Source organism: Ruminiclostridium papyrosolvens C7, from assembly GCF_000421965.1.
GTDB classification, from domain to species: domain Bacteria; phylum Bacillota; class Clostridia; order Acetivibrionales; family DSM-1351; genus Ruminiclostridium; species Ruminiclostridium papyrosolvens_A.
Genome location: NZ_ATAY01000014.1, coordinates 26,875 through 45,068, shown reverse-complemented (window position 1 = coordinate 45,068; position 18,194 = coordinate 26,875). Strand labels below are relative to the sequence as shown.

General features: G+C 37.7%; 19 protein-coding genes and 2 other annotated features (2 of these 21 only partly in view). Of the genes, 14 read left to right on the top strand and 5 right to left on the bottom strand.

All coding sequences use genetic code 11. The annotated features are described in order from the left end of the window. Positions 1-135, bottom strand: a binding site (T-box leader) (it extends 69 nt beyond the left edge of the window). A gap of 59 nt (positions 136-194) precedes the next feature. The 3 genes from L323_RS23735 to L323_RS23725 are packed head-to-tail and all read right to left on the bottom strand — an operon-like array spanning position 195 to position 1,652. Beyond that, positions 195-539, bottom strand: a complete 345-nt coding sequence (locus L323_RS23735; RefSeq protein ID WP_020814139.1) for a DUF2304 domain-containing protein — start codon at positions 537-539, stop codon at positions 195-197. 23 nt (positions 540-562) lie between these two features. After that, positions 563-1,273: a glycosyltransferase family 2 protein gene (locus tag L323_RS23730; RefSeq protein WP_020814138.1), complete on the bottom strand. Its 711-nt coding sequence runs from the start codon at positions 1,271-1,273 to the stop codon at positions 563-565. Between the two features lie 37 nt (positions 1,274-1,310). Continuing rightward, entirely contained in the window at positions 1,311-1,652 is a 342-nt protein-coding gene (locus L323_RS23725) for an EamA family transporter (protein WP_020814137.1), read from the bottom strand. A gap of 132 nt (positions 1,653-1,784) precedes the next feature. Here L323_RS23725 and L323_RS23720 point away from each other — a divergent pair, with 132 nt between their 5' ends. From L323_RS23720 to L323_RS23670, 11 genes are all read left to right on the top strand, one after another. Then, positions 1,785-2,858: a mannose-1-phosphate guanylyltransferase gene (locus L323_RS23720; RefSeq protein ID WP_020814136.1), complete on the top strand. Its 1,074-nt coding sequence runs from the start codon at positions 1,785-1,787 to the stop codon at positions 2,856-2,858. 26 nt (positions 2,859-2,884) lie between these two features. Further along, positions 2,885-3,709 (top strand): O-fucosyltransferase family protein, encoded by an 825-nt coding sequence (locus tag L323_RS23715; RefSeq protein WP_020814135.1) that lies wholly within the window; start codon positions 2,885-2,887, stop codon positions 3,707-3,709. 48 nt (positions 3,710-3,757) lie between these two features. Beyond that, a complete protein-coding gene (locus L323_RS23710) occupies positions 3,758-4,723 on the top strand; it encodes a thiamine pyrophosphate-dependent dehydrogenase E1 component subunit alpha (RefSeq protein ID WP_020814134.1) in 966 nt (321 codons plus the stop codon). A gap of 39 nt (positions 4,724-4,762) precedes the next feature. Continuing rightward, positions 4,763-5,803, top strand: a complete 1,041-nt coding sequence (locus L323_RS23705; RefSeq protein WP_020814133.1) for an alpha-ketoacid dehydrogenase subunit beta — start codon at positions 4,763-4,765, stop codon at positions 5,801-5,803. Positions 5,804-5,820: 17 nt separating this feature from the next. Continuing rightward, positions 5,821-6,873, top strand: a complete 1,053-nt coding sequence (locus L323_RS23700) for an NAD-dependent epimerase/dehydratase family protein (protein WP_020814132.1) — start codon at positions 5,821-5,823, stop codon at positions 6,871-6,873. 85 nt (positions 6,874-6,958) lie between these two features. After that, positions 6,959-8,146 carry a S8 family peptidase gene (locus L323_RS23695; protein WP_020814131.1) on the top strand — a complete coding sequence of 396 codons (1,188 nt, stop codon included), beginning with the start codon at positions 6,959-6,961 and terminating at the stop codon, positions 8,144-8,146. Between the two features lie 389 nt (positions 8,147-8,535). Then, a complete protein-coding gene (locus L323_RS23690; RefSeq protein WP_020814129.1) occupies positions 8,536-9,723 on the top strand; it encodes an O-fucosyltransferase family protein in 1,188 nt (395 codons plus the stop codon). Further along, positions 9,713-10,774 carry an O-fucosyltransferase family protein gene (locus tag L323_RS23685; RefSeq protein ID WP_020814128.1) on the top strand — a complete coding sequence of 354 codons (1,062 nt, stop codon included), beginning with the start codon at positions 9,713-9,715 and terminating at the stop codon, positions 10,772-10,774. The genes L323_RS23690 and L323_RS23685 overlap by 11 nt, the downstream gene beginning before the upstream one ends. Beyond that, complete coding sequence (locus L323_RS23680; protein WP_020814127.1) at positions 10,764-11,723, top strand: O-fucosyltransferase family protein; 960 nt, start codon at positions 10,764-10,766, stop codon at positions 11,721-11,723. Before L323_RS23685 ends, L323_RS23680 begins: the two co-directional genes overlap by 11 nt. A gap of 38 nt (positions 11,724-11,761) precedes the next feature. Next, positions 11,762-12,664, top strand: coding sequence for an aminoglycoside phosphotransferase family protein (locus L323_RS23675; RefSeq protein ID WP_020814126.1), 903 nt, complete (start codon positions 11,762-11,764; stop codon positions 12,662-12,664). A gap of 100 nt (positions 12,665-12,764) precedes the next feature. After that, positions 12,765-13,229: a DivIVA domain-containing protein gene (locus tag L323_RS23670; RefSeq protein ID WP_020814125.1), complete on the top strand. Its 465-nt coding sequence runs from the start codon at positions 12,765-12,767 to the stop codon at positions 13,227-13,229. A gap of 69 nt (positions 13,230-13,298) precedes the next feature. On the opposite strand, the gene L323_RS23665 is transcribed toward L323_RS23670, so the two are convergent. Both L323_RS23665 and gmd read right to left on the bottom strand, forming a co-directional pair. After that, on the bottom strand, positions 13,299-14,231 hold the full coding sequence (locus L323_RS23665; protein ID WP_020814124.1) for a GDP-L-fucose synthase family protein: 933 nt from the start codon (positions 14,229-14,231) through the stop codon (positions 13,299-13,301). Further along, positions 14,231-15,262 carry a GDP-mannose 4,6-dehydratase gene (gene gmd, locus L323_RS23660; protein ID WP_020814123.1) on the bottom strand — a complete coding sequence of 344 codons (1,032 nt, stop codon included), beginning with the start codon at positions 15,260-15,262 and terminating at the stop codon, positions 14,231-14,233. Before gmd ends, L323_RS23665 begins: the two co-directional genes overlap by 1 nt. 177 nt (positions 15,263-15,439) lie before the next feature. On the opposite strand from gmd, the gene tadA reads away from it, so the two are divergent. The 3 genes from tadA to L323_RS23645 all read left to right on the top strand — a co-directional run bounded on the left by tadA (position 15,440) and on the right by L323_RS23645 (position 17,968). Next, a complete protein-coding gene (tadA, locus tag L323_RS23655; protein ID WP_020814122.1) occupies positions 15,440-15,895 on the top strand; it encodes a tRNA adenosine(34) deaminase TadA in 456 nt (151 codons plus the stop codon). A 36-nt stretch (positions 15,896-15,931) separates the two neighbouring features. Beyond that, on the top strand, positions 15,932-16,291 hold the full coding sequence (locus tag L323_RS23650; RefSeq protein ID WP_020814121.1) for a hypothetical protein: 360 nt from the start codon (positions 15,932-15,934) through the stop codon (positions 16,289-16,291). A 117-nt stretch (positions 16,292-16,408) separates the two neighbouring features. Further along, a complete protein-coding gene (locus L323_RS23645; protein ID WP_020814120.1) occupies positions 16,409-17,968 on the top strand; it encodes a glycoside hydrolase family 43 protein in 1,560 nt (519 codons plus the stop codon). Positions 17,969-18,118: 150 nt separating this feature from the next. Beyond that, positions 18,119-18,194 (top strand) — a binding site (T-box leader); it runs 181 nt beyond the window's last position.

Here is an 18,194-nt window from a genome sequence, read left to right as displayed (position 1 = left end):
AAAGACCTACGGCTGAATTTTATATCAGCAGCTCCACGGCGAGTTCAAAGAAGGTAGTCAACTGCAATTTCACCAAGTATACAGCTCTCTTTAATGACTAAATTTTCTTTTACTACTCCGCTTCATAACTTTAATAAGTAATTAATTAATTTACAGTGCAATCTATATTAGATTATCATAATAGTTTGATTATTTCAACTTTTTTCACGGTTTTGGTTCTCCATTAGGGCAATATATTGCGCCATATTTTTAACCTTGTTGGTCTGTTTGGAAACGGTTATGGTAAGGTTAAGATTTATACCCAGCTCAAATAGAATAAGTACCAGGAATACTGCATTTGCAGGTTCTATTATACCTATGAGGTTTGCAAACCAATCAGGGATGACAGGGAAAGCAGCAATAATTATAAACATTACAGAGGATACAATCCAAAGAATACTGTACTTGAGTTCCAACTTTGTTTTCTGAACCATTTTGAGTATTGATGTAAGTAAAATAAACCCTATAAGAAGAATACTTATCTGTAACCGTAAGTTCATATTTTTACCTTCCGTAAGAAAATTTAATTGGAAAACCGTCTTATACGCGGTCTCATGCGGCTCAAAATTATAGCTAATGTAACCTTGACCATATAGTAAACGGAGAGAGACCTGTTTATTGAAGAATTTCCCCGAGCCCTTTTTTTCATTTCTACAGGTACCTCAGTTACTTTTAAATTTTTTTGTTTTAAAATCATTATGGATTCAGGCTCAGGATAGTCCTGAGGGTAGTTTTTTGAAAACATTTCAATAATTTTTCTGTTGCAGGCTCTGAAGCCGGAAGTTGAGTCTGACACTCCCAACCCTGATAATAGCCATATTAAAAAACGAAAGTACTTTATGCCCAACCTTCTTATAAAAGTAGATTGGTAGCCCCTTTTATCCAAAAATCTGGAGCCAATAACCATGTCTGCGTTTCCTTCCTCCAGAATATTTATCATTTCAGGGATAAAAGATGCCTTGTGCTGACCGTCGCCGTCAAACTGTACAACTATATCGTAGCCTTTTTCAAATGCGTATTTATAGCCGGTTTGAACTGCTCCGCCTATACCTACATTAAAAGGAAGATTTATATGTGGAATGTGATTTTCCCGCAATATTAAACCTGTTTTGTCCACTGAACCGTCATTTATAACCATGTAATGATACCCTGCGGCATTTTGCTCTATATCATTTATGACATCAAGAATATTATCCTGTTCATTGTAAGCAGGTATTATTATTATACTTTTCATTTATTCCTCCGAAGCCGGTATTCATACCAAATTTATTTTACCCTCTGGCTATATAAAATACTCCTGTCAGAATGAGTATAGTACCCCAAATTTTACGGAGGTCGATATTCTCCTTAAAAATAAAAAATCCAACAAAGAGGCTTAGTGCATAAGCTACGCTGTTCAAGGGGTATGCAGTTGAAAACGGTAGCTTGGAAAGCACATATAGCCACAAAACCGTAGAGACACCGTAGACAAAAACACCCGCAAGTATTAGTGGGTTCAGTAAAAGCTTTAAACTATAGCCCTCCATTCTTTCAAGCCCTATTTTCCAAAGTGTCTGTCCTAACACGGTAAGTCCTGAATTTAAAATTGCTAATAATATATATTTACCCTGCATGTACGCCGTCCCATATATAGAAATTTTTATGTAAATTGTATTATGTCCGGAAGCTTATATAGAAATACGTATGAACATATTCAAGTTAATTTACATAAAATAGAGTATAATAACACTTTTGGAGAGTAAAAGATGGAAAAATTTGTCGTTATTATGGCAGGAGGCTCAGGAACAAGACTCTGGCCGCTGTCAAAAGAAAAAAAGCCTAAGCAGTTTATATCTGTTGATGACGGCGAATGTATGCTGGTTCAGACAATTAACCGTGTATGCCGGAGCGTTCCACCATCCAATTGCTTTATTGTAACAAATCAAAGTCTTGTAGAATTGACCAAAGAAGTTGTTAAGGACATAATTCCACATTCAAATATAATTTCGGAGCCCCAGAAGAAGAACACTGCTGCATGTATTTCATATACAGCAATGCTGCTTGATAAAAAACTGGGAGAAGCAGTACTGTGTTTTGTACCGGCTGACGGATATGTAAAAGATCAGCAGGGTTATGCTGAAACTATAAATCTTGCGTTTAGGGCGGCAGAGGAAAAGGATAGTCTTGTTGTAATAGGAATTAACCCCTCATATCCCTCTACCGCCTACGGATATATAAAAACACATAGCGAGTCAAGCTCAAAAGAACAAATTCTTAAAGTTATTAAATTTACTGAAAAACCAAAAGAAGACACAGCCCAAACAATGCTTGAATCGGGTGATTACCTGTGGAACGGAGGTATTCTGGCCGGAACAGCAAAGACAATAATTAATCAGATTAGGCAATATATACCTGAACATTATATGTCTATCGCCGATGCACTTGTACATGAGGGAAGTGAAAATTTTAACACATATATTAATAATGCATATAATGAAATACAGGATATTTCATTTGACAGTGCTGTACTGGAAAAAAGCAAAGACATTTACGTAATAAGGGCTTCCTTCGACTGGGATGACATAGGGAGTATTGATACATTGTCGGGACTGCTGCAAAAAGACATGTATGGTAACTCTTGGAAGGGCGACTATGTAGCTCTACAAACTACCAATTCTGTAATTTATGCTGATGGAATACTTATTGCAGTAATAGGTCTGGACAATATGATAGTTGTAGGCACAAATGAGGCCGTTATTGTTTGTCCCAGAGGAAGAGCGCAGGAAGTAAAAAGTCTGATTGAAATAATTAAAAAGAACGGATACGAAAAATTCTTGTAACAGCCTGATATGTGGAGGGTTTTAAATTGAAGCAGGATAAATTCTTACTTATCAATACAACCGGAGATGGATTTTGGTATGACATGCATCACACCCTTTCTAATCTTTTGCTTTCAGAAATTACACAAAGGATTCCTGTTATTTATTGGGGAAGTAAGAGCATGTACAGCACGGATGAATCCTCAAACGCTTTTGAACAGTATTTTTTCCCCGTATCAAAATATGGCATGGATGAATTAATAGAAAATATTAGTGGTAATGGGGACATAGAGATAGCGAACAGATATACGGATATGGATGGTATTATATGCCGTATGGATGAGACATGTCCGTATTTTGGAATGAATTCCGTAGAAATTTACAGGATTATGCTTAAAAAATATATACGGCTGCGGCCTGAAGTTAAAAAAGAGATAAATGATTTCTACGACATAAATATGTCAGGTAAAGATATTATTGCGGTACATATAAGAGGAAGTGACAAGATATTGGAAGTTAGTCATCTGCATGAACTGAACAAACTTTATCCGGCGAAAATAAGCGCTTATTTGAAAGTAAGTCCGGATGCCCACATTTTTCTTATGACCGATTGCAAAGACATATTGTCGGAGTATAAAAACATTTACGGAGACAGGTTAATTAATACCGACTGTAAAAGGGTTTTCAAGAATGGAGGGGGAGTTCACTTCCAGGAATATGTTAACAACAAGCTTAAAGGAATTGAAATTATAAGAGACACATGGCTTGCAGCAAAATGCGACTATTTTATAGGAAATGGATTCTCAAACGTATCCAGAGCAGTATGCGAACTAAAAGACTGGCAAACTCAGAATGTAACACTGCTTTTTTGACTCGTTCTTAAAAATGTGTATTATAGGGTATTTCGGAGGCTGATATATATGGAAAATGAAAGACTTATTGAGCTGTACAAAATTATGCAGACCATACGCAGTGTGGAACGCAAAATAGAGGAAGAATATAAAAATGACGAAATGAAAACTCCCATTCATCTTTCCATAGGACAGGAGGCAATCGCGGCAGGGGTTTGTATACATCTCCGTAAGGAGGATTACCTTTTTGGAACCCATAGGAGCCACGCACAGTATATTGCAAAAGGTGGAGATATCAAACAGATGATAGCTGAATTGTATCTTCGTAAGACAGGGTGTACTTCCGGCAGAGGAGGCTCCATGCACCTGATGGCTCCGGATATAGGAATATTCGGTTCCACTGCCATAGTAGGAGGTGGCTTGCCACTTGGAACGGGAACCGCTCTGGCATCCAGGATTCAAAAAAATGACAGAGTTACTGCTGTTTTTTTCGGAGATGGAGCGGCAGACGAAGGAACCTTTCATGAAAGCCTGAATTTTGCATCCCTTAAAAAACTACCGGTTATATATGTATGTGAAAATAATTTCTATGCCATAAATTCCCGCCAAAAGGAACGGCAGACAGGAGACAATATTTGTAAAATTGCTCAGGGGTATGGAATTCCGGCATATCAGATAGATGGGAATGATGTGCTTAAAGTTTCTGAGTATGCAGGAAATGCTATTGAAAAGTGCAGAAAAGGAGAGGGGCCTGTTTTACTGGAGTGTATAAGCTACAGATGGAAAGGCCATATCGGCACCGTTGATGACCTGGGTGTTGGATACAGACCCCAGGAGGAGTACGATTACTGGGTTTCAAAGTGCCCAATAAAATGGTATAAAGAATATCTTAAAAACAGAAATCTTCTTAACGAGCCGCTGGAAAAATCCATCCATGAAGATATAGATAAGGTGATAAAGGATGCTTTTGAATTCGCAGTTAATTCACCTAAACCACAGCCTGAGGAACTTCTTGATTTTGTTTATGCAGATTAATGCAGTTTCATTTATGTATACTGATAGGAGGTAGCTTACATGCCCTGGACTACAATTGAAGTTGAGAAACAGGATAAATTTATAATAACGGATGATTCCCAAAATGGCAGAATGATTTCATATAAGGATGCTTTGTATGAAGCAATGGACCAATCCCTTGCAAGAGACTCCAGAGTCTTTGTTATGGGAGAGGGTGTAGATGACCCAGGTGGAGTTTTTGGAACTACAAAAGGATTGCACGAAAAGTATGGCCGTGACAGGGTTTTTGACACACCTATTGCAGAAAATTCCCTGACGGGAATAGCAGCAGGAGCCGCAATGGCAGGATTAAGACCTGTTTTCGTTCATAGCAGAATGGATTTTTTGCTGCTTTCGTTAGATCAACTGGTAAACCACGCTGCAAAATGGAGCTATATGACCGGAGGAAAAGTTAGTGTGCCTTTAGTAGTGAGAACAGTGAGTGCAAGAGGATGGGGATCGGGAGCCCAGCATTCACAATGTTTACAGGGTATGCTTATGAATGCTCCCGGACTGAAAATAGCTGCTCCTGCCACTCCTTATGATGCTAAAGGATTGCTTATTTCAAGCATAATTGATAATAATCCGGTTTTGTTTGTTGAACACAGATGGCTTTACAAAACAATGGGGAACGTCCGGGACACACTGTATTCCATACCATTCGGAAAGGGTGTTGTAAGAAGAGTGGGAAAGGATGTTACTATTGTTGCAGTATCCTATATGCTGGTTGAAGCCTTAAAGGCGGCAGAGAAGCTTCAAGCCCAGAACATATCAGCTGAGGTAATAGATTTAAGGACAATAAAACCTATAGACGAAGATATTGTATTTGAATCCCTTGCAAAGACCGGCAGACTTATAATAACAGATACAGGGTGGAAGACAGGCGGTGTTGCCGCAGAAATTGCCGCCATCGTTGCTGAAAAAGATGTTAATCTACTGAAAAAGCCTGTTGTAAGAGTTTGCTGCCCGGATATACCAACCCCGGCCGGAGATTTGCAGGAGAAAGCCTTTTATCCTGACTCTGAAACTATATGCACAAAGGCCATTGAATTAATGAAATAATGAAAGGAGGCCTCCTTTTGGATAAATATATAAAAGAAGATTGCATGGAGTATTTAGAAAAAATAGACTTGTCTCCTCTATATAACAAAACTGTACTGATTACGGGTGCCAATGGATTAATTGGAACTTATATTATATACATGCTTCATCTTGCCAATCTTTTAAAGGGCGGTGAAATTAAGATTCATGCTATAAGCAGGAGTAAGCCTTGTGAGGCATTGGCTGATATATTTGAGCAGAATTACAGTTTCTATTCTGAAGACCTTAACAATATGGATTTTGACAAGCTCAAAGTGAAGGCTGACTATATTATACACGGTGCAACTTACGCACAGCCCGGAAAATTCCTTAGAAACTACCTGGATACCATTCACTTAAACACTATTGTTAGTGAAAAGCTGCTTCAGAAGGCTAAAAAGGACAGTGCGGTTATATTATTCCTGAGCTCCTCTGAAATCTATGGTGGGCCGGATATTGATAATATACCTACACCGGAGAGCTACCCGGGTTTTTGTTCTCCGGTAAATGTAAGAGCTGTGTATTCAGAGTCAAAAAGGATGGGAGAAACTCTGTGTTTTGCTTACAGGCACTATGAAGGGGTGGAAGCGAAAGTGGCCAGAATATCCATGACCTACGGCCCGGGAGTCAAGGGGGACGATGAACGCGTTCTTGGCCAGTTCATAAGACAGGCGTTGGAACAAAAAAAGATTTCCATGGTGGATGACGGAAGCAAAATCAGAACGTTTTGCTATATAGCAGACTGTGCCCTAATGCTTATTTATATAATTGTATATGGAAGAGACTTTGTATATAACGTGGGAGGCCGGGATAGTATCAGTATAAAGACACTTGCCCAGGAAGTTTGTTCTGCTACAGGAAGTACTCTTACCATTGACAGTCAACAAAAAAAACAGGCTATTGAAGAAATAAAGGTTTCTCCTGACAAGGTTCAACTTGATATAAGTAAGATTTGTTCCGAATTTGGGCTTACATACTTTAAGCCATTCAGGGAAGGGCTTGTAAGAACTATTGAATGGAATAAAGATAAGTGGAGTTTGCAAATGAAATAAATGAATGATATATTATATGTAATTTATTTGAATAAATGGTAATTAATATACAGGCTATCGGGGCAGGGAGGGCATCAGACAAAAGATGAATACATTACCTTTTAATATTGCAGTCATAGATGACGGAGTTAACGAGAAGCTGTATCAAACGGACAGACTTTCGTACAATCTGGAAATAGCCCATGACTTAACTGTTTGTGAAAGGGTGGACTATGACCCTTTTTTGCCGTCTCATGGTACAACCTGTGCTGCAATAATAAAAAAGTATTCTCCTGAAGCTGTTCTAAGTAGTGTAAAAATATTGGATTCAAGCTCAAGAACAGGAATGAAAGCACAGCTTATCCGTGCACTGAAATGGTGTGCCGATAAAAGTATACGTCTTGTAAATTTGAGTCTGGGCACAATAGATTACAGAGATTTTAAAGAAGTAAAGGAAGCAGTAGATTATGCATTTGAGAAAAATGTAATAATAGTTGCGGCATGCAACAATCGCAATATTTTTACATGTCCTGCATCTTTTGAAAAGGTAATTGGCGTGAGATATGACTTTACAGGAGTATTGAAAGAGGGGGAGTATACATTTAATTTTGATTGTATGGACGGGATAAATATATCTGCGTGTGCAAAACACAGTCTGAAAAAGAATGATGGGACGGATATAGCGACAAATGAATGTAACAGCTATGCGGCACCAATGGTCACCGCTCATGTATATAATCTTTTAAAAAATAATCCCAATATGGGTTTTGATGAGATTATAGCCAAATTACGGCAGGGGGCTAACAAAAACAACTACACGGATTGTATTCAATCCTTTAGAAATCCTAAAGAGCCGGATATACCTATTATTTTAGTTAACAATAATAGCATGAATGATTTTGAAAAAGGGCTTACCGACAAATTCAGGAGTGACGGATTTAATGCTTTAGGTGTATATGAGGACATAAAAGAGCCCGATATTTGTAACGGGTACATAAATATCAGACATTTCATCAATCGACAGTTACCTTCCTTAAAAAAGAGCTTCTATAACATATACAATATATTTGCCCCTGACATATTGATTCTTTCATACGATAATCAAAAAAGTGATAACATACTAATGACGGGAATAACGGAATTAGACTCCGATATTGAGATATGTGTAAAAAATACATTTGATGTAGAAGTTAAGAGTTCCTATGGGGTTCGGGTTTTTAATCATTTCGATAATAATCAATTAGAAAATTTATATTATTACATATTGGAGTTGTTTGAAAAAGAAGAGGAGTAATGGTTTGTAAACAAGGGGGCTGTTTCAAAACAGAAAGTTTTTCTGTTTTAAACACCGTACTCCCGTATAAAATTATATCAATGATTGCTTCCAGAATATTTGCAAGAGTTTCTAGCGGCTCATCTTAGGGTATTTTACCGTTGCTCACATTCATCGTCCATGATTCATTGTTTCGCTAAAACCTATATTTGTGTAGGTTTTGTTCTCTGATAAACAACTGAAAATATCTTTAACCAAGCTTTCATTGATACAATTTATACTCTTTAGTACAGGTTAAAAAGGATAAAAAATTAATTTTGCGACAACACCTTTTATTTTTTATTATCACATATCAGTATAGGCTTACATAAAATAACATGAAATGCATTTATATTGAGGTGATAATAAAAATGTCTAATGACAGATTCCTGCTTATAAAAGCTTGGAGTTATATTCTTTGGGGGGATGTAGACCATGTTCTGGGTCAGCTTCTTGTGGCTGAACTCACCAACAGGATTCCGGTTGTATACTGGCCTACACATTGCCTGCACAATGGGTATATCCTGACCAACGGCTTTGAATTGTACTTTGAACCTGTTTCCAACTACTCTATCTTTGATGTAGCAAAGCCCGAGTACACATACTACCCGCCAATCTGGGATTATGAAAACCTATTTATTGAAGACCAGAATAAAGATACTTGGATTTACCGAAATATCGGAGATTTACTTAGCAGCCAAGAAAATGTCGTAGTAGCAGATGTTTATTATAACATACATGAATTAATTCCATTTATAAAAAAGAATCACCCGGCATATGGGATGAGTTCTCAACAAATATACCAATATTTATTCAGTAAATATATAAAGCTGAGGTCAGATATAGATACGGAAGTTCAGGGCTTTTATAATTCATGGCTTAAAGGCAACCATCCTATCCTTGCAGTTCACGTACGAAGGGTTGAGAAAGACATGATATTTGATACCAGAGACTCTAAAAAAAACGGAAATCAGTATTGGAATAAAATATATAGAAAATATAAACAGAAACCTGAAAAAAAGGGAAAGAAGTTATATAAGCTGTTTGCAAAGGGTAAGTTTAAGGAGCCTAACAGAGGCTACCATAAGGAGATAAAAAAATATATAGATAAATATAATATAAAGAAGATATTCCTACTTACCGACTGCGAAGATACGCTGAAGGAATATAAAAACATATACGGCCCTATGCTTGTCTATACAAATTGTAAAAGGATCAAAAACGACGAACCCGTGTATCATATGGAAAGCCCGATGGTGGTTAGGCGCAGAGGTGTAGAAATTGTCAAAGATGCATTTATTGCTGCAAAATGTGATTTTTTCATAGGAAACGACTTTTCAAATGTATCCCACGGTGTTACACGCATAAAGGATTGGGCAGATAAAAACATAAAAATGATGTACTGGATATTTAAAAAGAGAAAGTATCCTGTAAATGTAATGCTTGTTGTAAAAAGCGATAAACCCAATATTTTTTCCCGTACAGCTCAAAGGGTAATAAAATTTTTTAGTAAGTTTAAAAAGAATACGGAGAAAAGAGGTGAGTTAAATGCCAAATGACAGATTTTTACTAATAAAGTCATGGGGATGCGGCTTCTGGTCAGATGTGGATCACGTAATGGGTCAGCTCCTGGCCGCTGAACTTACCGACAGAATTCCTGTTATATATTGGGGACCCAATAGTTTGTACGCAGAATCATTCAAAACAAATGCCTTTGATCTCTACTTTGAACCGGTCTCCAACTATAATATAGACGATGTAATAAAATATAATTATACTTATTTCCCTCCTGTATGGAATTATGACAATGTAATGATTGAAGATTTGGATAAGGTAACATGGACATACCGGAATCTTGGTGAAATGATGAATAGTGATGCAAACGTACTGGTTAGTGATGTCCACTATTTTATAAGGCCTTTAATTAATTATATAACAAAGAACCATTGGGCTTACGGTATGACCGCACACCAGATTTACCGGACCTTGTTTGATAAATATCTAAAGCTAAAGCCCGATATTGAACAGGAGATTCAAGAATTTTACGATGAAAAACTTAAGGATAAAGGGCTAACCCTGTCTGTCCACATTAGAGGCGGGGATAAAGTAAGAGAAGTTGAGAATCTTGGACGCTTGAACAAGCGATATTATAAAGAAATAGAAAACTTCAGTGCCAGATATGATATACAGAAAATACTACTTCTTACGGATTGTGAAGATATTTTGAAGGAATTTTTGAGACTGTATGGAGACAAAGTGGTTTATACAGAATGTAGAAGAGGGGCGTTAAGCGCAACTGAAGATGCACCACACCTGCAGGACTATTCAGCAAAAAGACGTAAGGGTATAGAAATTATAAAAGATACCTATCTTGGAGCAAAATGCGATTTCTTTATCGGAAACGGTTATTCCAATGTTTCATATACAATAAAAAGGCTTAAGGACTGGCCGGAACCAAACATTATTCTTTTTTACAGAGATTTAAAAAATGAAAAAAAACTTGCCAAAAGGAGAGTAAAGGAAGAGGGTAACAGAAGGCTGCTTGAAAGCAAAAATCACAGGTTGGAGTACCCGGAATTTTATGGAGGTGTTAACACATATGTCGAATAGTAGATTTCTTCTGATAAAGTCACTGGGAGGTAGCATATGGAGTGATGTGGACCATGTGATATGTCAGATGTTTGCCGCCGAACTGACAAACCGGATTCCGGTAGTATACTGGGGAATGGAAAGCCTCTACAGTGAATCCGTTGATACAAATTCATTTGAATCATTTTTTGAGCCTATATCCCAATATACCTTCCACGATGTAGCGCGCCCGGAGTATTCTTACTATCCCAAGGTATGGAAGTTTGAAAACGTTCTGGCTGAAGATACAGATAGATTTAAAATGGAAAATAGGGAACTAAGCGGTATGATGAGAAGTGAAGCCAACGTGGTTGTAAGTGATACTTATTATCCATTGAGAGCACTTTTACCATATGTAAGAAGTGGTCATTGGTCATACGGGAAAACTCCGTATCAGATATACAGGTACATGTTTGACAATTATATCAAGCTACAGCCAAAAATACAAAAAGAAATTCAAAAGTTTTTAAATACAAATCCAAATTTCAGAGACGAAAGGCCTATTTTAGGGGTACATGTAAGAGAGAAGGCAATAGTGAACGAGGTGGCTCAATTATATGACCTGAATGAGTTTTACAAGCCGAATATATGGCAGTTTATTGTAAAATACAACGTAAGGCACTTGTTTCTGATAACCGATTCAAATGCCGTTTTTAAGCAATATAAAAAGTTGTATAACAAAAACGATATGTTGATATATACCGATAGCAAGAAGGTACCGCTTAAAGAGAGAGTTCCTACTGCTCTTCTCAACTACCCCAATAAGCGACACAAAGGGGTAGAACTTGTGAAGGACACTGTTGAAATAATTAAAGATACTTATATAGCTTCAAAATGTGATTTCTTTATTGGAAATGGATATTCAAGTCTCTCAAATACCGTATTAAGGTTAAGGGACTGGCCTGAATCGAATATAAAGCTTTTATATTGATAAAAGGGTTTAATACTAATGGGTGGTGAAAATTCTGTATGGATGAAAAAGAGAATATGTATATGGGGCTTATAAGAAGCAGATGCCCTCAGATTAATATAACAAAAGTGGAATACCTTATAAATGAGGGTAGACATAATGATGTAGTTATCATAAACGATACTTACATTTTCAAATTTGCCAGATACGACTGGAGTGTTGCTTTTTTGGAAAACGAAGCCAAGGTTACTAATTTGATTCGTAATCGTATAGAGCCCCTCGTTCCTGCTCACGAACCTCTTGGGAGGGAAATGGTAAAATACAATATAATAAAGGGAAAACCTATATTCAGGAACCTGCTGCTGCAAATGAACGGTAAATATCAGGAGACTTTGGCACAGCAGATAGGTAATTTTCTTAAAACAATTCATACCATACGAGTGGAAGATGCGGAAAATATGGGAATCGGCGAATTCCAAAATCCTATAACACAAAATGGATGGAAGCAACTTGTTGAAGGAATATACAGAAAGGTATTTCCGTACTGTTCAGATTATACAAAGGAGTATATAAGGCAGGTATTCAAACCTGTTGAGAATGATGATGATTTTTTGTCCTACGAACCTACACTTATACACGGAGACCTTTCTGCTTGTCATCTGCTTATAGACAGTAGATTAAAGAAATTAACGGGTGTAATAGGTTTCGGACTTTCGGGATTGGGAGACCCTGCTTATGATGTGGGAATACTTATTGATAATCTTGGTGAAGCTTTTTTAAAACGTGTTGCAAGGTATTACCCTAACATGGAGAGCTTAGTTGACAGGGCGAGATTTTATGTTACCGTAAATGATATCCTATGGGTTAGGGACATTGCAGATATGATTATAACCAGAGACTTTACAAACTTCAGGTTTGATATCAGGGAAAGAGATATAATGCCCTTAGGCTGTAGGTGGTAAAAGATACATATTCTTCGTCCATATGGTTACTCAAATAGAGAATATATTGCCATAAAGGGAATATATTATGATGAGAGAGTAATTTTAGGAGATGAGCGATATGTATTATACTCCCGAAGATTTTAAATGTCTTTGCATAAAAAAGTCCCTGATTAACGGATATTGCAGAAAACAGGTTGATGCAATCCTTGCCCAAGTGGGTGAGGACTACATAAGTATGGCTAAAGAGAACCAGGAAATGAAAAGTAAAATAGATTTACTTAATGAGACCATTCAACACTATAAAATACTTGAGGAATCATTGCAGCATTCCATTATAGTTGCACAGCATACAAGTGAACAAATAAAAACAAATGCATGTGAGAAAGCAAAAAATATAACTGATGAGGCAGAGGTAAGTGCCCAAAAAATAATTGAAACTGCCAACCTTGAGGTCATTAAGGCAAGAGGAAAGCTGGATGAAATTAAGGGTCAGTTGTACTCGTTTAAAACAAAGTCTGAGGCGTTGATAAGTGCCCAACTTGATGTATTAAAGCAATTATTCAGTGAACAAAATAATGAGTAAAATAAAATTGAGGCAGTTCTAATTTGATACTGCCTCAATTTTTATCGAGAATACTGGCAAAAATTATTTTTAGGTAAAAACATATTTCAGATAATATTCATACTCTCTGCGCAGCCCTTCTTCCATATCAACCTGAGGTCTCCAACCTGTCTTATGTATTTTAGTGTTATCCAGTACACGCCTTGGTGTACCATCAGGCTTGGTAGTATCAAAAACAAGTTTGCCATCGTATCCGGTTACGTGCTTTACTGTTTCTGCAAGGTCACGGATACTGATTTCCTGACCCGAACCTATGTTGATAAACTCATTGCTATCATAATTTTGCATAAGATACAAGCATGCATCTGCCATGTCATCAACGTAAAGAAATTCCCTTAAAGGGTTTCCTGTACCCCACAGCTCAACATGAGGCTTATTTTTCATTTTTGCTTCATGAAATTTGATAATCATTGAAGGAATAACATGGGAATTGTTTACATCAAATCTGTCATTAACCCCATAAAGGCTTGCAGGCATGGCGGAAATGAACCGGGTACCGTACTGCTTATTATAGGATTGGCACATTTTTATACCTGATATTTTTGCAAGGGCATATGCTTCGTTGGTAGGCTCAAGTTCACCAGTCAGAAGATATTCTTCCTTTATGGGCTGAGGGCATAATTTAGGGTATATACACGAACTGCCTAAAAACAGCAGTTTTTTAACTCCATATTTAAAAGCACTTTTTATTAAGTTGCACTCTATAAGCATGTTCTCCATTATAAAGTCTGCAGGAAAAGAGTTGTTGGCATGTATTCCTCCAACCTTTGCAGCTGCGATAAAAACATAATCCGGTTTTTCATCCATAAAAAAACGGTCCGTTAAGGCCTGGTCTGTAAGGTCAAGCTCTTTGTGACTTTTACATAAAATATTTTCATAGCCGTTCTTCTGCAGTCTCCTTACTATTGCAGAACCAACCATACCGTTGTGTCCGGCTACATAGATTTTACTTTCCTTATTCATTATTTCATCTCCCCATTTAAATCACTTTCGACCATCATCTTAACTAGTTCCTCAAAAGAGACCTTCTGTTCCCATTTGAGTTGGCTTTTGGCTTTAGACGGATTACCCAAAAGCAAATCTACCTCCGTAGGCCGGAAGAATTTACTGCTGATATTAATAAGCTCTTTCCCGGTAGTACTGTCTACAGCCTTTTCTTGCTCTCCGGAGCCTTGCCAATCCAGCGTTATTCCTACATGTTTAAATGCAAGATTACAGAACTCCCTTACAGTATGGGTTTCCCCTGTAGCTATGACATAATCGTCGGGTTCATTCTGCTGAAGCATGAGCCACATTGCTTCCACATAATCCCCTGCAAAACCCCAATCCCTTTTTGCATCAATGTTGCCGAGATAAAGTTTGTCTGTTTTCCTATTTACTATGTCGGCGATACCTTTGGTTATCTTACGGGTTACGAAAGTTTCTCCGCGTCTGGGAGACTCATGGTTGAAAAGGATTCCATTGCATGCAAAAAGGTCATATGCTTCACGATAGTTTACTGTAATCCAGTATGCATACATTTTAGATACGCCATATGGACTTCTGGGATAGAAGGGAGTAGTCTCACTTTGAGGAGTTTCTCTCACCTTACCGAATAATTCGCTTGAGGAAGCCTGATAGAACTTGATACGAGGGTTAATTTCTCTGATGCTTTCCAAAAGTCTTACAGTTCCAAGTGCATCAACATCGCCAGTGTATTCAGGAATGTCAAAAGACACTTTAACATGACTTTGTGCACCCAGATTGTAAACTTCATCGGGTTCTATCATATATATAAGTTTGTTTAGACTGCCGGAGTCGGACAAGTCCCCGAAATGAAGGGATATTCGTGAATTTTCTCCGCTATTATCCTCAAGAAGATGGGATATCCTTTGAGTATTCAGGCTGCTACTTCTTCTGGCAATACCGTGAACTTCGTACCCTTTATCTAATAAAAACTCAGAAAGATATGACCCATCCTGACCTGTTATTCCCGTAATTAAAGCTTTTTTCATGTATACGTCTCCTTTTTATACAAATACTAACGCAGCTTAAAAAAAGCTGACATTCTGATAACATAATATGTTTATAATTTCGTTATGGTACTGACTTATAAAAATATTTAATTCCGTACCTCCGGAGTTATAATATATAGTATTGAATATGAAATACTACTAATGGAGGTACCCGGAATGTACACCAGAAACGAGAAATTTATGCTTGCGGCAATTGAACAAGCAAAAGAGGCATATGAAAAGGGTGAATCCCCGGTAGGAGCGATTATTGTGAAGGATGGAGAGATTATAGCATGGGGTCGTAATCAAAAGGAAGAAAAGCTAGATGTAACATCCCATGCCGAAATAGAGGCTTTGAAAGAAGCTGCAAAGGAGCTTGGAACCTGGAAACTGGACGGATGTGACATGTATGTTACTCTGGAGCCGTGTTCCATGTGTGCAGGTGCTATCATTCAATCAAGGATAAAGACTCTTTATATAGGAGCAATGGACAAAAAGGCGGGTGCTGCAGGGTCAGTGGTGGATTTATTCAGAGTTTCGCAATTTAATCACAGGGTTGATGTAGTATATGGATTAATGTTCGAGGAATGTGGAAATATATTAACAGAATTTTTTAAGCAGCTAAGAAAATAATAAATAAGGACATACTACATTAAAGGACGGGAACTTATGATAAATAAAGCAGAAATACAAAAGGAACAGGCTTTAAATGCTATACAGAACGGGGATTTTGACAAGAGTATAACAGCTTCAAAGGAAATAGTACTTATAATATTAACACAGGATTGGTGTCCCCAGTGGCAGGCGCTGAAAACATGGTTATATGATAGTACGGATATTATAGTGGATATTGATGTATATGAGTTAGTGTATAATACCACCGACTATTTTGAAGAATTCAAAACCTTCAAGGAGGAGCAGCTGGGAAATTCAGAGATACCTTATTTAAGGTTCTACAAAAACGGAGCCTTGATAGAGGAAACAAATTATATATCCAAGGATAGGTTTTTGGAAATTATAGGACAATAAATGAAAAATACTTATAAACTGTGCTAAACTATCCTTATTGAAATGTATCATCCTTATTTCGGGGATGATACATTTCCGGATACTCAAAATAAATATTTCTGTAGGGAGGCGTTATATTTGACAAAAAAAGATTGTAATTATTTCAGTAATCCCATATTGCCGGGGTTTTATCCGGATCCGTCAATATGCCGTGTAAACGATGACTATTACCTTGTTACATCAAGCTTTACATATTTTCCGGGACTGCCGATTTTCCACAGCAAGGATTTAGTTAACTGGAAACAAATAGGACATGCCCTAGAGAGAACGACTCAGCTTAACTTAGATGAACTTGAACAATCCCAAGGGATATATGCTCCAACCATCAGATATAATAAAGGCTTGTTTTATATAGCATGTACCAACGTAGGGAAAAAGGGCAACTTTATAATAACAGCGGAAAAACCGGAAGGCCCTTGGTCAGAACCATACTGGCTAGAAGATGCACCCGGCATAGACCCGTCACTTTTCTTTGATGATGACGGAAAGATATATTTTATGGGGACCAATGATGCACCTGATGGAACCTACTATGGAGACAACGAAATCTGGATGCGGGAACTGGACACTGGGAAGATGCAGCTGACAGGCCCGAGATATGGCTTGTGGAGAGGCGCAATGAAGAATGCTGTGTGGCCTGAAGGACCACATATATATAAAATTAACGGCTATTATTATCTTATGATTGCTGAAGGTGGTACAGACTATCACCATTCGGTTACAATTGCCAGAAGCAAATGTATAACAGGCCCGTATGAGGGTTGCAAAGGAAATCCTATTCTTACCCACAGGCATTTGGGAAGAAAATACCCTATTGCAAATGTAGGCCATGCCGACCTTATTGAAACCCAAAACGGCGAGTGGTGGATGGTAGCGCTGGCATCAAGGCCGTATGGAGGATACTACAGAAACCTTGGCCGTGAAACATTTCTTATTCCCGTTACATGGGAAGATGGCTGGCCGGTAGTAAGTCCTTTAAGCGGAAAAGTCGAGTTTACGTATGAAAGACCTAAGCTTCCTTCGGATAATCCGGTTGAAGTAACGGCTTGTGACCATTTTGACAATGAAAAGCTTGGGTTTGAATGGAATTTTGTACGCACTCCAAGAGAAAACTTTTACAGCCTTACCGACCGACCGGGGCATTTAAGGTTAAAGCTGAGACCTGTAAAAATAACTGAGCAGAAAAACCCCGGCTATATTGGCAGGCGCCAGCAGCATATTAATTTTCGGGCCAAAACAATAATGGAGTTTTCCCCTGAGAACAAAAATGAAGCGGCAGGCATATTAGTAATACAAAATAACAATTATCATATGAGGTTAGAGTGTACCCGCTCTGGTGAGAAAAATATAATAAGGCTGGTCGTATGTACTGACGGAAAGGAAAGCATCATTGCTCAAAAGGAAATTACGCACAAACGTATTCATATGGTAGTTCAGGCATGCGGACAGGATTACAGCTTTTACTTCGGGGATGAAAATCAGCTTATAGAACTGGCTTTCAATGTAGACGGAAGAATACTGAGTACTGATGTAGCAGGGGGATTTATTGGGACATATGTAGGGATGTTCGCCAGCAGCAATGGTTATGACAGCAGAAATACGGCAGATTTTGATTTATTTGAATATTCAGGATTATGAGCTGCGATTTACCCAACAACATAAAACATTAAAAACTCAAGCTAAACTGGTCAGAAAACGTTAAATGCCTTTTATTGACGCTCTATAAATATGATGCTATAATTATTTCTAAACCAAGACTTACAACTTTTGTAAGAATTAATTATCATAATATAGCTTATGATGGAAAACAAGATGTATTGATTTGTTAAAGAGAGCCGGCGGTTGGTGGAAGACGGTACAGTAA

What these genes read in the sequence shown, in the direction of transcription:
- L323_RS23665 (WP_020814124.1), bottom strand. Translation starts at nt 14,231, where the DNA reads ATGAATAAGGAAAGTAAAATCTATGTAGCCGGACACAACGGTATGGTT.
- L323_RS23680 (WP_020814127.1), top strand. Translation starts at nt 10,764, where the DNA reads ATGTCGAATAGTAGATTTCTTCTGATAAAGTCACTGGGAGGTAGCATA.
- L323_RS23730 (WP_020814138.1), bottom strand. Translation starts at nt 1,273, where the DNA reads ATGAAAAGTATAATAATAATACCTGCTTACAATGAACAGGATAATATT.
- L323_RS23675 (WP_020814126.1), top strand. Translation starts at nt 11,762, where the DNA reads ATGGATGAAAAAGAGAATATGTATATGGGGCTTATAAGAAGCAGATGC.
- gmd (WP_020814123.1), bottom strand. Translation starts at nt 15,262, where the DNA reads ATGAAAAAAGCTTTAATTACGGGAATAACAGGTCAGGATGGGTCATAT.
- L323_RS23735 (WP_020814139.1), bottom strand. Translation starts at nt 539, where the DNA reads ATGAACTTACGGTTACAGATAAGTATTCTTCTTATAGGGTTTATTTTA.
- L323_RS23670 (WP_020814125.1), top strand. Translation starts at nt 12,765, where the DNA reads ATGTATTATACTCCCGAAGATTTTAAATGTCTTTGCATAAAAAAGTCC.
- L323_RS23685 (WP_020814128.1), top strand. Translation starts at nt 9,713, where the DNA reads ATGCCAAATGACAGATTTTTACTAATAAAGTCATGGGGATGCGGCTTC.
- L323_RS23690 (WP_020814129.1), top strand. Translation starts at nt 8,536, where the DNA reads ATGTCTAATGACAGATTCCTGCTTATAAAAGCTTGGAGTTATATTCTT.
- L323_RS23705 (WP_020814133.1), top strand. Translation starts at nt 4,763, where the DNA reads ATGCCCTGGACTACAATTGAAGTTGAGAAACAGGATAAATTTATAATA.
- L323_RS23650 (WP_020814121.1), top strand. Translation starts at nt 15,932, where the DNA reads ATGATAAATAAAGCAGAAATACAAAAGGAACAGGCTTTAAATGCTATA.
- L323_RS23720 (WP_020814136.1), top strand. Translation starts at nt 1,785, where the DNA reads ATGGAAAAATTTGTCGTTATTATGGCAGGAGGCTCAGGAACAAGACTC.
- L323_RS23710 (WP_020814134.1), top strand. Translation starts at nt 3,758, where the DNA reads ATGGAAAATGAAAGACTTATTGAGCTGTACAAAATTATGCAGACCATA.
- L323_RS23695 (WP_020814131.1), top strand. Translation starts at nt 6,959, where the DNA reads ATGAATACATTACCTTTTAATATTGCAGTCATAGATGACGGAGTTAAC.
- tadA (WP_020814122.1), top strand. Translation starts at nt 15,440, where the DNA reads ATGTACACCAGAAACGAGAAATTTATGCTTGCGGCAATTGAACAAGCA.
- L323_RS23725 (WP_020814137.1), bottom strand. Translation starts at nt 1,652, where the DNA reads ATGCAGGGTAAATATATATTATTAGCAATTTTAAATTCAGGACTTACC.